At 52.2% G+C, this 14406-nt stretch carries 13 protein-coding genes; 6 read left to right on the top strand and 7 right to left on the bottom strand.

Annotated elements, in window-relative coordinates; all coding sequences use genetic code 11:
• Nucleotides 1-69: 69 nt before the first annotated feature.
• Nucleotides 70-2004, bottom strand: coding sequence for a molybdopterin-dependent oxidoreductase (locus HRM2_RS01430; RefSeq protein WP_012662663.1), 1935 nt, complete (start codon nt 2002-2004; stop codon nt 70-72).
• 437 nt (nt 2005-2441) lie between these two features.
• Between HRM2_RS01430 and HRM2_RS01425 the strand changes: the two genes are divergently transcribed.
• The 3 genes from HRM2_RS01425 (at nt 2442) to HRM2_RS01415 (ending at nt 5644) form a co-directional block, all read left to right on the top strand.
• Nucleotides 2442-3053, top strand: a complete 612-nt coding sequence (locus HRM2_RS01425) for a TetR/AcrR family transcriptional regulator (RefSeq protein WP_148214536.1) — start codon at nt 2442-2444, stop codon at nt 3051-3053.
• A complete protein-coding gene (locus HRM2_RS01420; protein ID WP_012662661.1) occupies nt 3050-5242 on the top strand; it encodes an acetate--CoA ligase family protein in 2193 nt (730 codons plus the stop codon). Before HRM2_RS01425 ends, HRM2_RS01420 begins: the two co-directional genes overlap by 4 nt.
• A 105-nt stretch (nt 5243-5347) precedes the next feature.
• On the top strand, nt 5348-5644 hold the full coding sequence (locus HRM2_RS01415) for a hypothetical protein (RefSeq protein ID WP_012662660.1): 297 nt from the start codon (nt 5348-5350) through the stop codon (nt 5642-5644).
• 6 nt (nt 5645-5650) lie between these two features.
• Here HRM2_RS01415 and HRM2_RS01410 read toward each other — a convergent pair whose 3' ends face one another.
• The 5 genes from HRM2_RS01410 to HRM2_RS01390 form a co-directional block, all read right to left on the bottom strand.
• Nucleotides 5651-6001, bottom strand: coding sequence for a hypothetical protein (locus HRM2_RS01410; RefSeq protein WP_012662659.1), 351 nt, complete (start codon nt 5999-6001; stop codon nt 5651-5653).
• A 53-nt stretch (nt 6002-6054) separates the two neighbouring features.
• A complete protein-coding gene (locus HRM2_RS01405; RefSeq protein ID WP_012662658.1) occupies nt 6055-6429 on the bottom strand; it encodes a hypothetical protein in 375 nt (124 codons plus the stop codon).
• Nucleotides 6430-6737: 308 nt separating this feature from the next.
• Nucleotides 6738-7430: a DUF554 domain-containing protein gene (locus HRM2_RS01400; RefSeq protein WP_012662657.1), complete on the bottom strand. Its 693-nt coding sequence runs from the start codon at nt 7428-7430 to the stop codon at nt 6738-6740.
• A gap of 10 nt (nt 7431-7440) precedes the next feature.
• Nucleotides 7441-8964 carry a sigma-54 interaction domain-containing protein gene (locus HRM2_RS01395; protein WP_012662656.1) on the bottom strand — a complete coding sequence of 508 codons (1524 nt, stop codon included), beginning with the start codon at nt 8962-8964 and terminating at the stop codon, nt 7441-7443.
• Nucleotides 8951-9874, bottom strand: coding sequence for an MBL fold metallo-hydrolase (locus HRM2_RS01390; protein ID WP_012662655.1), 924 nt, complete (start codon nt 9872-9874; stop codon nt 8951-8953). Before HRM2_RS01390 ends, HRM2_RS01395 begins: the two co-directional genes overlap by 14 nt.
• A gap of 139 nt (nt 9875-10013) precedes the next feature.
• Here HRM2_RS01390 and HRM2_RS01385 point away from each other — a divergent pair, with 139 nt between their 5' ends.
• The 3 genes from HRM2_RS01385 to HRM2_RS01375 all read left to right on the top strand — a co-directional run bounded on the left by HRM2_RS01385 (nt 10014) and on the right by HRM2_RS01375 (nt 13526).
• Nucleotides 10014-11207 carry a GAF domain-containing protein gene (locus HRM2_RS01385; RefSeq protein ID WP_012662654.1) on the top strand — a complete coding sequence of 398 codons (1194 nt, stop codon included), beginning with the start codon at nt 10014-10016 and terminating at the stop codon, nt 11205-11207.
• Nucleotides 11208-11278: 71 nt separating this feature from the next.
• A complete protein-coding gene (locus HRM2_RS01380; RefSeq protein WP_012662653.1) occupies nt 11279-12607 on the top strand; it encodes an L-cysteine desulfidase family protein in 1329 nt (442 codons plus the stop codon).
• Nucleotides 12608-12611: 4 nt separating this feature from the next.
• Nucleotides 12612-13526: a DMT family transporter gene (locus tag HRM2_RS01375; RefSeq protein ID WP_012662652.1), complete on the top strand. Its 915-nt coding sequence runs from the start codon at nt 12612-12614 to the stop codon at nt 13524-13526.
• A gap of 10 nt (nt 13527-13536) precedes the next feature.
• Here HRM2_RS01375 and HRM2_RS01370 read toward each other — a convergent pair whose 3' ends face one another.
• A complete protein-coding gene (locus tag HRM2_RS01370; RefSeq protein ID WP_012662651.1) occupies nt 13537-14367 on the bottom strand; it encodes an NAD(+)/NADH kinase in 831 nt (276 codons plus the stop codon).
• Nucleotides 14368-14406 lie beyond the last annotated feature (39 nt).

The following is a 14406-nucleotide window of genomic DNA, read 5'->3' as shown; positions in this document are numbered from 1 at the left end:
GCCCGATTTATAATTTGGCAGCTTTGTGCAGCAACGCGGCAGGTGGGTGAGTTGTCGTTCAAACACTGATTAATTCTCAAGCCGGGCATACTGACTGTAATAGGCGGCATTCTCTCCCATATCCGTGACCAGGGGTTCGACCAGGGGATTGACACAACGACCATGCTTTATCCATCCGCCCCGACGGATGATCAGGGTCAACCGGTGCAGACCCTCAGCAAAACAGAGACTGACGGCCATGCGGCCAAGGCCGGTGGCAAGGAACACGGGCTCAGACAGGTCAAGACCTGCCATCACCGGGGATTCAGGGTTGATCCACACCCTGGGCAGCCCTTTTTGAGCGGCCTCCGGGATCTGGGAATGGATGAAATCTTTGTTCACAAGGGAAAGCAGATGCAGGGGAAATCCCGGGGGAGCCAGGGGCTCAGGATTGAGTTTTTCCGGCAGCCGGTACTTGCCGTCCGGGTGGGCAAAGGCCAGATCTTTCCATGCAATTTCAGGGTGACAGGTCTCAAGGAACCCGGTTTCCTTTAATTTTGCCAGAATGGTGCCATGGCCCCCGGATGTGTCAACAAAGGGCGTGTTAAGGCAGGTGGCAAGAATCTCCTCCCTTTGGGGAAAATCCATACCCAGTCGATGCGCAAGATCCGCCATGATATGAAAATCAGGACGGGCCTCACCAGCAGGGGGAAACAGAGCCCTGGAGTAATTGATCATGTTGTGGAAGCAGGAACCGACAATTTCTTCACGTTCATGGTCAAGGGCACAGGGCAGTATAACATCGGCAAGGCTTGCCGTATCCGTCATGAATGCATCCACGACCACCTTGAAATCAATGGTTTCCAGGGCCCGCTTGATGGTCAGGCTGTCCGGGGCCTGGTTGACAACATTGGTGCCGTCTACCAGCAGAAAGCGAATGGGCGGGTCAGCGGCCAGAATTTCTTGGCCGATCCTTGGCAGCAACAAGGTTCGACAGGGCTTGCCCGCCCTGTCTGCCCAGCCGGCATTGATGTTCCGGCCCGACGAAACGTTAAAATAGGAACCGCCACCCCCTATGCCTATCTGTCCGGACAAAAACGCCAGGGCATTGATATACCGCACATTTTCACCCCCAAACAAATATCGTTGAATCCCCCATCCCATGATGGTTGCAGCAGGCCGGTTCAGGGGATCTGAATAGATGCCAGAGAGCCGGTCAAGGTCGGACCGGCTGCAGTCACTGGCCGTTAAAAGCGAGGCCATATCCTGCTCCCGAAGGATCTCCAGAAAAGAGGGAACTCCCGTTGCCCTGGCTGATGCCCGGGCCAGAATCATCCCCTGTTCATCCAGTCGTTTAATAACGGCACCCGCAAGAAAGCGGTCTGTTCCCGGCCGGATGCAAATGGCGTGGTCCGTGTAGGCACTGTTTCCATCACCGCCCGGAGAGATGGTGGTGACACAGGCTCCCCGTTTCCTTGCCTGGTTGACCATTGCGCCAAGGTGCAGGGACGATCGTGAAAAATCCTTGCCCCAGTTGACAATATGGCCTGCATTGAGCAACTCTTCCGGCGCATTCATTTCAAGGGCACCAAAGTCGGCAAGGAATGCCGCACAACCGGCATTATCACAAAGGGCACCATGGGTTGAAGTGGCTCCAAGCCGGTCGAACAAATAGTTGCTTCCTTCGGAAAAAACCCCTCTAAACCCGTAGTAGCGCACATGGAGCATGGAGGCGGGTACACTGCAAAGGGCCTTTATCTTTTTTGCCACAAGATCCAGGACCCTGTCCCAGGATGCGGGTTGGAAGACCCCGTCTCGTTTATCCCCTGTTCGGATCAGGGGGGTGGTGATGCGAAGGGGACTTGTGATTCTTTCCAGGGCCCGCCGGCCTTTGGCACAGGCAAATCCCCGGGTAAAGGGATGGTTTGGATTTCCCTTGAGAACAACCCTGCCCTGCCTGTTTTTTGCAGCCACAATTGAGCAGGTGTCCTGGCAGTCCAGGGTGCATGATGAAATTTGTTCCATGTAAACTGTTATAAAAGGATTTCAACCCCATGTAAACAGAGGCAGCAATTCTAATTTTGGTTTTAATGTATATGCGGCAGTCGGTATTCCCTTTCTGAACCGAAAAAGTTGGGGGATTTTCGAACAGGGCAAACCCAAACCGCAAAAACTCGGTCGTACCTCCCTCAGACAATTTGCGGTTTTGTTGGGTTTGCCCTGCCCGAAAATCTGATCCCCTTTGTTTCTCAATGTTCAGAAAAGGAATACCGACCGCCGTCACACGGACTGATATCCAAAATTAGAATTGCTGAAACAGTGGCTGTAACCCCAACTGTTTTGGGGACCGACTGAAAATTTGCTTGACAGCGATGATTTATTTTAGGTAAGTAAGTAATACTTACTTTATTCCCTGTCCATAAAAACAATTTATACATAAAAAGAGATCAATGAGAAATCCCATGACCACCCTGAAATCAAATACACCCAAAAAGCGATCCCCCCCCGGCCGGATCAAAATCATGAAGGCCCTGACGACACTTTTGAAAAAAAAAGACTTTCATTCCATTACAACTGCGGGAATTGCAGCCCAGGCAGGAATAACCGAGGGGCTGATCTACAAATATTTCACGGATAAAAAAGGCCTGCTCTACGAGGTGTTAAAAGAACACTTTGAGTCGTTTCTCAAGGGAATAGAACAGAACATCAAAGCCGAGGATTCAAGCCTTGCCAGGCTTTCTATCATCATTGAAACGACGATTGCAAGCTATGCAGGCAACCGGGTGTTTGCAAGAATTCTTCTTCTGGAAGTTCGAAACAGTCCTGATTATTTTAATTGCGCGGCCTATGGCCTGGTAAAAATTTATGCAGCCACCATTCTCGAAATTATCCTCCAGGGCCAGGCCCTGGGCGAAATCAACACGGATGTGGATCCCCATGTGTTCCGTCAGGTCATTCTCGGCGCCATGGAACATGCCTGCCTGGGCGAGGTACTTTTTGGCTCAAGGATGAACACAAAACAGGTTTCAGAAAAAATCTGCAGAATACTTTTCAAAGGAGTGCAAAGTTCATGAAAGAGGTTGTTCAAGCCAATCGAATGATAGACGCAGCACTGGCCTCAGGGAGAAATGCACTGCTTGAGGATGACGCAAAAAAATTAATCGCAGGCTTTGGCATACCGGTTGTGGACGAACACCGGGTCTCCAGTGCTGATGAGGCGGTCAGGGCCGCATATGACCTGGGTTTTCCCGTGGTTCTCAAGGCCATGGGAGCCACCTTGACCCACAAGACCGAAAAGGGGCTTGTACGGGTGGGACTTGCAGGTGAAGCAGATGTAAGGGAGGCAGCCGCAACCCTCACAGCTCTTGCAGGTGACGCCCTTGAGTTCCTCCTTGTTGAGCCCCAGATCATGGGAAAAAGGGAATTTGTGGCAGGTATTTTCCGGGATCCCCAGTTTGGACCGGTGGTCATGTTCGGGCTTGGCGGTGTCTTTACCGAAGCCCTGGACGACGTGGTGTTCAGGCTTTCCCCCCTTAACCCTTTTGACATGGATCAGATGCTTGAGTCCATCGCCTCCAAGCAGCTGCTTGGAAAATTCAGGGGTGACGCCCCTGCTGACCGAACCGCTCTGCTTTCTGTTCTCAAGGGATTGTCCGATATTGCTGAGCGCCTCCCCCTGGTCAGGGAGATTGACATTAATCCGTTGATCGTCACTCCCGAGGGCGGCATCGTTGCCGTGGACGCCCTTGTGGTGGTGGGTGAAACGCTTAAAACCAGCTATCCCCGTCCAAAAGTGGACCCCAGGGCCCTGGGGGCGGTTTTCTATCCGGATTCCGTGGCCTTTGTGGGGGCCTCGTCAACCCTTGGCAAATGGGGTCATATGCTGCTTACAAACACACTTGGCGGCAACTTCCAGGGCAGCATCCATCTGGTGAATCCCAGGGGGGGGACCATCACCGGCAGAAGGGTGTACAGGTCCGTGGCCGAGATAGAGGGCGAGGTCGACCTTGCCGTTGTCACCATTCCAGCCAGCCAGGTCATGGGGCTGATTCCCCAGTTCAGGCAAAAGGGAATAAAGAGCATGCTGCTCATCACCTCTGGATTTGGCGAAACAGGTCCCAAAGGGCTGGCCCTTGAGAGGGAACTGGTCAAGGAGGCCTCCAGGGCGGGCATCATCGTTCTTGGCCCCAACACCATGGGCATTTGCAACCCCCACCGGGGATTTTTCTGCAGCGGCGCCCACGTGCATCCCATGCCCGGATCAACGGCCCTGGTCTGCCAGTCAGGCAACATGGGCACCCAGCTTCTGGCCTTTGCCACCCAGCAGGACATCGGCATCCGGGCATTTTCAGGGTCAGGCAACGAAGCCATGGTCACCATTGAGGATTATATGGAGGCCTTTGAAATCGATGCATTAACATCCACAGTGGTGCTCTACCTTGAGAGCGTAAAGGATGGACGCCGATTTTTTGAAAGCGCAACCCGGGTATCCACAAAAAAACCCGTGGTGGTTCTCAACGGCGGCCGTACCAGGGCCGGTGGTAAGGCAGCCTCAAGCCATACCGGGGCCATGGCCTCCGATGCCAAGGTGATGCGGGCCGCCTTGAAACAGGCCGGCGTCATCCAGGTGGAACAGCCCATGGAACTCCTTGATCTTTCAGCCGTATTTTCATCCCTTCCTTTGCCAAAGGGAAACCGGGTGGCCATCATGACCCTCGGGGGCGGCTGGGGGGTTGTGACGGCGGACCTGTGCATGGACAATGGCCTTGTGGTTCCAGACCTTTCAAGTGAGATTATCCAACGCCTCGACACCCTGCTGCCCGACTACTGGAGCCGGGCCAATCCCGTTGATCTTGTGGGGGAAAATGATCCGAACATTCCAAGTGTTGCCATTGAAGAACTTTTAAAGTGGGACGGCTGTGACGCCGTCATCCACCTTGGCATCCATGGCAAACGCATCTTTGTGGAAAAAATGGTCGATTCTATTTCCCAGGTGGACCCAGACTACTCACGGCAGTCCCTGGAAGTCATTCGGGACGCCCTTATCCAGGCCGAAACCGATTATATCAACCATGTAATTCAGTTGACCCAAACCTATGGGAAACCGATCTTTGGGGTAAGCCTTCTCACCGACGAAAAAAGCCGCACCCTTTACCGGGTGGATGGCTGCAAGTACCAGGGGGTATTTTTCCCCTCACCCGAACGGGCCGTAAAGGCCATGGCCGGCATGTACCAATATGCTGACTGGTTGTCGGCCCACTAGGGATATTCAATGCAGTTCCTGCGCAGCCCCAGGCCAAGTTCCCCTTGACAGGTTCACCCGGTGCCGGTACATAAAAGGGAAATACTATCAAAAGGAGCATGGCCAATGATTATCATTTCAAATGTCACATATCCACCTGAAAGCGCAAAGGAAGTTGCCCGTCGGTTTCTCACAGCCCCTGTGCTGCCTGATTTTTTGACTAAAAAAGGCCCCTACATCTCGGTGGATGTAAAAAGAGGTGTGCATTCCATCACCTTTTACGAACTTGACAATTCCCATCTTGCCCAGGGGTTGATCGCCGTGGGGGAGAGCATGGCTGTCTACATTGGCGTGCCCGGGTATAATTATGAGATCAAAACCTACCTGGACATTGAAGAAGGACTTGGAATGATCGGAATGTAACAACCGTTACGGGGCAGGCAGGGGCGAATCCTGGTTCTCTTCAGGCATCTCGTCCAGACCTTCGATATTCTCCAGGGGTTCTTCTTCCAGACCCTCTTCCTCTTCCCAGACCTTATCGTCCATGATCGTTTCATCCTGGGGCTGGGAAAGGATGGTTTCCTCATCCATGGATGGGGCGTCGTTCTGCTCAAAATTTTCCCCAAGATCCCGAACCTGGTCTGTTGCCTGTTCCTGGCTTTCTGTGGTCGTGTAGGGTGATGCCTGGGCCGCAGAAATAAAAACAACAGGCCCTGCAGCAACAACACCCAAAATGGTACAAACAAACACCACCAGGCCATACAAACTTTGCTGTTTCATTTTAAACCTTTCTTTAATTTTTCCATGTCTGATCCAGAAGCAACCAGGAATAATCATGCGGCAGTCGAACGCTGGTCAGCACTGCCCCTGGTAATGTGAACCTGATCGCTGTCTTTTTTATAGGCCCCCTGGTAAAGAATCAGCTCCGGGTGGAGATCCAGTGAGGCATAGTTAAGCTGACGCATGCCCACCTCTGCAAGATCGTGGATGTCAACGATTCGAATCTCGAACATTCCGGGTTGATCGGCCTTTTTCCTGTAAACACACCTGAGACTCCAGACCCAGTCAGGGTCAAGCTCCATTTTGACCACCATGTGCCGTCCGACGCGATCAGGTAGCTCCCTGGGCTTCTGAAGCTTGTCGGTTTTTGCACTATTAGGGTCAAGGGGCTGGGGGGATTTTTGCCAAAATTTCCATTTGATAGACATGGCGAGTGCTCCTGCAAGGGGTTGAAATAGGGAGGCGATTTTGAATCAGCCTCCGTGGCAGTTACTTGTACACAAGCTCCACAAGCAAGAGGTATGCCAGAAAAAGAACCCGGATCGAGCAACAGCAGTTCTAACTATGGAAGTCAACATGGGGCGTCTGGGACTCAGTCGATGTCCGTTGGCTGAACATTAAGAAATCGGGGACCAGATTAGAATTGCTGATCGGACAAGGACATGTAAGGTCCCTGGTTCAAATCATATGGGAACTCGGAGGTCTCTTTTTTCAACCCATTGTTCCCACAACAGATTCACAGGCCCGGAACAAGGTTTTTTATGAGAAACCAGACAAGGGGAAGGAATACGGCGGGCAGCATACTTCCAATGCGGATCTTTGCCGAACCAAGAAGGTTAAACCCGATGGCCATGATGAGAACGCCGCCCACGGAGCTCATCTGGGCCACCACCTGGGGTGTGAGCAAGGGTTTGACAAGAACAGCCGCCAGGGTGATGAATCCCTGGTAGGCAAAGACAGCCCCCGATGAAAACGCAACCCCAAGGCCAAAGGTGGAACCAAGAATAATTGAAGTGATACCGTCCAGGGCCGATTTTGCGAACAGGGTCTGGTGATTGCCCGTAAGGCCGCTCTCAAGGGAGCCCACAATGGCCATGGAGCCCACGCAGAAAAGAAGGGTCGAGGTGATAAACCCCTGGTAAAAACCTTTGTCGTTCTTTGCAAAGCGCCGCTCAAGACGTTTACCCAGGGACTCCAGGCCCGCTTCTATCCCCACCCACTCGCCTGCCAGACTGCCAAGGGCCAGGCTGAAGATCACCACCAGAAGATCATCGGACTTCATGGCCCCCTTAATGCCGATGACAAGAACAGCCAGACTGATGGCATGCATGATCGTTCGGTTGTATTTTTCCGGGATGCCTCCCCGGAAAAGCAACCCCAAAAGACTGCCTGCGATGATGGCAATGGCATTGACAATGGTTCCGAGCATTAAATCCTCTCTATCTGAAATCCTTGTAGTTGATGCCGAGCTTTTCAGCCTTGTATGACACTTTTCGCACCGTGGTCTTGAGGAGCTTGGCTGCATTTTTAACGTTTCCCCGGGTATTTTTCATGGCGTCCAGGATCATCTCACGTTCAAGGTTGAGCTTTGCCTCTTCCAGGGAAAGGTTGGGAAGGGTCTCTGAGGTCTGGCCTGTCTGAAGGCTGGGGGGCAGATGATAGGAATGGATGGCCCCTTCATTGCATATGAGAACAGCCCGTTCCATGCAGTTCTCAAGCTCCCGGACATTTCCGGGCCAGTGGTACTCCATCATCATATCAATGGCCGGAGTGGAAAATCGCTTGATATCCTTAAAGTTCTCCCGGGCATATTTTTCAAGAAAATGGTCGGCAAGCAAAAGGATATCGGTTCGGCGCATGCGAAGGCTTGGCATGTAGATGGGAAAAACATTGAGCCTGAAGTAAAGATCGTCCCTGAAGGTTCGATCTTCCACCATGGCCTCAAGGTTGGAGTTGGTGGCAGCAATGATTCTCACATCGCTCTTGATGGTCTTGTGGCCCCCGACCCGTTCAAACTCCTTTTCCTGGAGCACCCTGAGAAGCTTAACCTGGACGCTCATATCCATGGTGCCGATCTCATCCAGAAAAATCGTTCCCCTGTGAGCCAGTTCAAACTTGCCTTTTTTCTGGTGGAGGGCACCGGTAAAAGCCCCCTGCTCATGACCGAAAAGTTCACTCTCAATAAGGTTTTCCGGAAGGGCCGCACAGTTGATCTTGACAAAGGGGTGGTTGTTCCGAAGGCTGTTGTAGTGAATGGAGTTGGCCACAAGCTCCTTGCCGGTACCGCTCTCTCCCCGGATAAGGACCGTTGCGTTGCTCCTTGACACCTGGGAGATCATCTGGAAAACTTCCCGCATCTTGTTTGAATTGCCGATGATGTTGGTAAAGCTGTAACGATTTTCAAGCTCACTCTTGAGCCTTGTATTCTCCTTTTTAAGACTTTCCCTTTCCAGCTGAAGGGCCTCCAGGTTAATCACATGGCGGGCGATCATGGTGGCAACGACACTCATGATTTTTTCTCCCTTTTTCAGCCACTCTTCACCGTCGTAGTGACGGTCTGCACTCAGGGCTCCGACCACGATACTCCCTTTTTTAACAGGGACACATATAAATGAATACTCCTTGATCTCGGTCGGTGCCCTTGAGTCTGTCCGGTGAAGAAACGAGGGATCATCACTCATCCTGGGAATAACCGCCGGCTTTCCCGTCTGGATTACCCGCCCTGTGATTCCCTCTCCGAGTTTATATCTTACCCGTTTTTTGGCCTTTTCAGAGATGCCGTGCGCCACCTCAATCCGGATTTCCTGTGTGGCGGGATCAAGCAGGGTAACGGTTCCCTTGATCAGCTCCAGGCAATCCGCAAGGATGCCAAGCACCTTGTACAGAGATTTTTTCATGTCCATGTGTTCGTTTAATGCTTCGCTTATTTCATAAAGCAGGGAAATTTCCTCAATGGATCGCATGGGTGGTCTCCTTGACTTTAGTATAAATGTCGTTGTTTATTTTGATGATCCCAGCGGTTATCATCAAATCGAGATTTTTTTTGACAAGGTGTCCCTCATATATTCTTTGGAGGAACGGGTCTGGAAAACGGTTATGGTAAAAGGGAGACGCTGCCACGATCCCTTCAAGGGTGGACGGAGATTCAAGGGTATCCAGCACTTCCTGCTGCTGCCGTTCAAACGATGCAAAGAACCGGTCAAAGCAGTCCTTCATCCCTGACCGGATGGGGGGCTTGTGGGAAGAACAGACCAGACGTGCATCTCTTGAGGCAAGGGTCTGAACATCGGTTTTAAAACGCTCAATGCTTGCCTCTTCGTGGCCGTACCAGGGACCAAAACCCGTAAAATCCACATCCGTGGTTAAAAGAACGCCCGAGTTATGGTCAAAAAAGCCATAGTGGTCCCCAAGGTGGCCGGGAAGGTGAATTGCCTCCAGCCGGGCACCGCCAAGATCAAGCAGGTCCCCATTCTTGAATCTTGCATCGGCAGGTTTTAACGGTTGAAGCCCATAGACAGACCTCATTCGCTGTTCCCAGTGGATGCCGCCCCGGTCTGAACCGGTAAACCGCCTGCCCAGTTCAAACAGGTCATGGACCGAATCCGGGGTCTCCTCGGGCAGCATCAGGGTCCTGTCCCCAAGCAGGTGGGATGCCAGGGTATGGTCCGGGTGGGAATGGGTGATGATGAGAAGGTCTATTCTCCGATCCGCGTCAATAGCCTTGATAACGGAATGATCCAACCCTGCGTCGATTAGCACCCGTTCGTTTCCATCAAGGACGAACGAATTGCAAAATGGGATGGTAGCATTGTTCGCCCCCCTGACAAGATAAAAGTTGTCAGCAAGCGATTCCATGAAGGCATATTTTTCCATGAAGGCACCTTTATCATAAATCTTGATTTAAAGCAGCATTAATGCAATATTAATCAAAATTTAGAATTGTCCGGTTTAACCGGCGGATTCTATTTTTTCGCCTAAAAGTATGGGGGAAAATTATGGGAGACAACAGGGGATGACAACCAAGGCATATGCCAGAGATGCCGGAACAACCATTGATGTGCTGTTCGAGATTTCCGATGCTGTGAACAGAACCTTTGACCTGAACGAACTCTTTGATGTCATCCACAAATCCCTTAGCAGAATCCTCAATGTGGACAATTTTTTCATTGCCACCCACAATGAGGAAAACGATTCCATCCGTTTTGACTACTGGGTGAATGAAATCGATGCCCCCCCCGGGGTGATAACCCATTTCAGTAACACCAGCTCGATTACCGGTGAGGTGATCAACGCAAAAAAGCCGTTGATCTTTTACAGGGAAGATATCCTCAATTTTGCAAAAGCAAAAAAGGCCCCCCCCATCGGCAGCCCCTGTGAAATATGGCTGGGCGCCCCCCTTGAGATCAGGGGCCGGGTAATCGGCGCCATCTCGGTCCAAAGTTTTACTTCAAGGACCATGTACCAGCCCTCGGATCTTGATCTTCTCAACTCGGTCTCCCAGCATATTGCCCTTGCCATTGAGCGTAAACAGTCTGAAAGGGCGATCAAAAATCAGCAGATCATTCTGGAAAAAATACTGGAGCTCTCACCCGTGGGCATAACCCTGGTGGAAAATCAGGTCTTTAAGTGGGTAAACAACGAAATGGTCCATCTCCTTGGGTACAACAACAAGGAAGATTTCACGAACAAAACGTTCAACATGCTGTTTGCCTCCAGGGACGAGTATGACCGGGTGGGAACGACCATATACAATACCCTTGCTGAAAAAGGCCGGGCCTCCCTGGACCTGGACCTCATAAAAAAGAACGGCACGGTTTTACACGCCCATGTCCAGCTCAGTTCGGCAGACAACACAAATCCCCTGGCATGGATTATTGTCTCCATCAATGATATCTCCATCAGAAAGCAGATGGAGACGGAAACGATCCAGCATGAGAAACTCCAGGCCGTGCTTGAAATGGCAGGAGCCGTTTGCCATGAACTCAATCAGCCCCTCCAGGCGATCCTCGGTTATTCGGAACTGATCATGATGGACCAGGAGCCGGACTCACAGCTCTTTCGGGATCTTGGCATCATCAGAAGTCAGACCGCAAGGATCGGAACCATCACAAAAAAACTTTCAGAGATAACCAAATACAAGACCGTGGATTATCCCGGACAGACAAAAATCGTAGACATCTGGGGATCTGCAACAACCCTGGAGTAACCTTTCAATGCCATAAAAAGCCTGGCGGTTTGATGTCAGCTCGGTGAACCTCCCATAATCCATGGAAAATAATGAACTATACGATTAAAGACATTTTAAAACTTGAAGTTGCTCCGGCCCTGGGATGCACGGAACCCACAGCCATCGCTCTAGGGGCCGCAGCCGCAGCCACACTTCTTTTCCCCGGGAAAGCCATCGAAACCATTGAGGTCTGGCTTGACCCCAACCTGTTTAAAAACGGTCTTGCCGTATCCATTCCCCGAACCCATGGGCGTTCGGGCCTTGATCTTGCGGCAGCCCTGGGTGCCCTGGCAGGGGATGCCCACCTCAAAATGGAGGTGCTTACCCCCATCACGGACAAGGATGTGGATGCCGCTCTGGCACTGGTTGCCGGCAAACAGGTCAAGGTGAGGCTTCTTGACCGTCACAGGGGGCTTCTGGTCCGCACCCGCATCAAGGCAGGCGATCAAATTGCCGAATCCGTGATTGAACAGCTCCATGACAACATCACCTCCCTCTGCCTGAACGGCGAACAGATAGAAACAACCGATCTTTTTCCCAGATCCCTGGAGGGGGGCAAGAATCAGACCTCAGCCCTGGAACTCTGGCTCAGGGGTATCACCATGGAGACCATGATCGCCATGATCGATGACCTTGATGGGTCAGACCTTGAATTTCTCCAAACGGGTATTGACATGAACATGGCCCTTGCCCGCCACGGGCTTGAAAATGCCGTGGGCCTTGGCGTGGGCACAACCCTTGAAGCCCTTGCTCAAAAAGGGCTGGTGGCAAGGGACATGATCCACAGGGCAAGGGTTCTGACCGCAGCTGCAGCAGACGCCAGAATGTCGGGAGCCCCCCTTCCGGCAATGAGTTCCGCAGGAAGTGGCAACCATGGTCTTACGGCCATACTTCCGGTCAAGGCCGTTGCCGATCATCTAAAGTCAGACAGGAAGGATCTGTGCAGGGCCGTGGGATTGAGCCATGTGGTCACGGCCTTTGTTAAGGCACACACAGGAAGGCTTGCCGCCATCTGCGCCTGTTCTGTTGCCGCAGGGGCAGGGGCCACCGCAGCCATTACCTGGCTGTTAGGGGGAACACCCGGCCAGATCGGAGGGGCTGTTGAGAATATCATAGAAGACCTGGCCGGGGTAATCTGTGATGGGGCAAAAAATTCCTGCGCCCTGAAACTTGACACCGCTGCCGCCAGGGCTGTCCAGGCAGCCCTTTTTGCCATGAACGGCCTTACCGTCAAGGTCACCGACGGGATTGTGGGGGGATCGGCCGAAGAAACCATCCGGAACATGGGGATTTTAAGCTCCCAGGGAATGATCGAAACAGACAAAACCATCCTCAAGATAATGATGGACAAGTTGATTAATTCAAGGTCGGAGCAATGATTTGATGAACCCAAAATATTATAGGCTCATGCCCCATGCAGCCCTCATCGTTTCAAGCCTTCTCTGGGCAAGCTCGTTCATTGCCCTCAAACTTGCCTTTGCAAACTACCACCCCATGGTGGTGATTGCCGGACGAATGATGGTGGGAAGCCTCTGTTTTATTTTTATTCCCCAGGTGTTCAGGGGGGTGAAAATCCTCAAGCAGGACATCCGACCCCTTGTTCTCATGGTGCTGATGGAGCCCTGCCTCTATTTTATCTTTGAGGCCAAGGCCCTTGTACTGACCACCGCATCCCAGGCAGGTATGATAACGGCCCTGTGCCCGCTCATGGTCTCCTTTGGGGCTTTTTTTGTGCTGGGCGAACGACTGACCCCCAAGATCATCACTGGCATGGTCGTCTCCGTTGTCGGAGCGTGCTGGCTGAGCACAGGCGGCCAGGTTTCTGCAAGCAGTCCCAATCCAGCCCTGGGCAATTTTTTCGAATTCCTGGCCATGGTGTGCGGTGCAGGATACGGCATCATGCTAAAACAGCTGACCAACCGGGGATTCAACCCCTTCTTTCTGACAGCCCTCCAGGCCTTTGCCGGCAGCATCTTCTTCGTTCCGGCCCTGTTTTTTCCCGCAACGTTACTGCCCACAAGTTTTGAACCTGTTTCAGTCTTTGCCGTTATCTACCTTGGGTCCGTGGTCACCCTGGGGGCCTATGGATGCTACAGCTATGGAGTGAGCAGAATACCGGCAGGCCAAGCCACCTCCTATATCAATCTTATTCCGGTGTTTACCCTGATCATGGGCATGGCGATACTCGACGAGACACTCAACTTTCAACAGTTCGTTGCATGCTCCCTTGTGTTTGGCGGAATTTTCCTGAGCCAGCACAGAACACGCAAACAGATTCCTGCTGGGGGAAGAATCTGAGACCCATGGCCTACCCCCTGCCGCCGGACCACATGAGCCTGGCCTTGAGCACCTTGAAGTAGTTCTGGTCGGACAATGAAATCATACAGACCGGGTTGTCGCTTTTTTTAACAAGGATTCGATCCTGGCAGGTGATGTTCATGCCCTCCTGACCGTCAAAGGTAAGGACAATATCCGTGGGATCATTGTCAAGCCCGAGAACCACCTGGGACGCCTCGGGAATGATCAAAGGCCGGTTGGTCAAGGTAAACGGACAGATGGGGGTGAGAATAATGCCTGGAACGGCCGGATGGATCACCGGGCCACCAGCGGCAAGGGAATAGGCCGTGGAACCCGTGGGTGTGGCAACGATGAGCCCGTCTGCCTTGTAGGTGGTCAGGTAGTTTCCATTGATTTCAACTCCGCAGTAGGCAAGCCTTGAAAGGGCACCCTTGGTGAGTACAAGGTCGTTGAGTACGTCCACACATGCGATGATCCGTCCATCCCTCTCAACGGTGACGCTAAGGCGCATGCGTTCTTCAATGGTAAACCGGTTGTCCAGGACAGCCAGGACAGCATCAAACAGATGGTCTTCAATGGTTTCGGCAAGGAAGCCGACTTCACCAAACTTGATACCCATGAGGGGCACCCTGTTGCTGCCCACAAGTCTTGCCGCACTCAAAAAGGTACCGTCACCTCCAAGAACAATCAGACATAAAAGGCTGGTCAGGCGCTCCGACGGCGTGGTATCGTCCACAAACACCACGTCTACCCCCCTGTTGACCAGCCACAATTCAAGTTCCAAGGCCTTTTCCTGTGCCCGATCATCCCTTTTTACCACCAGACCAATGCATAATTTCATAACCGATACTCGCCATCTCCATTTAAAATGTCATGGGTC

The sequence above is a fragment of the Desulforapulum autotrophicum HRM2 genome, from assembly GCF_000020365.1.
GTDB lineage: Bacteria > Desulfobacterota > Desulfobacteria > Desulfobacterales > Desulfobacteraceae > Desulforapulum > Desulforapulum autotrophicum.
Note: the sequence above shows the minus strand (reverse complement) of the source record. Positions and strands in the feature narration are given on the sequence as shown.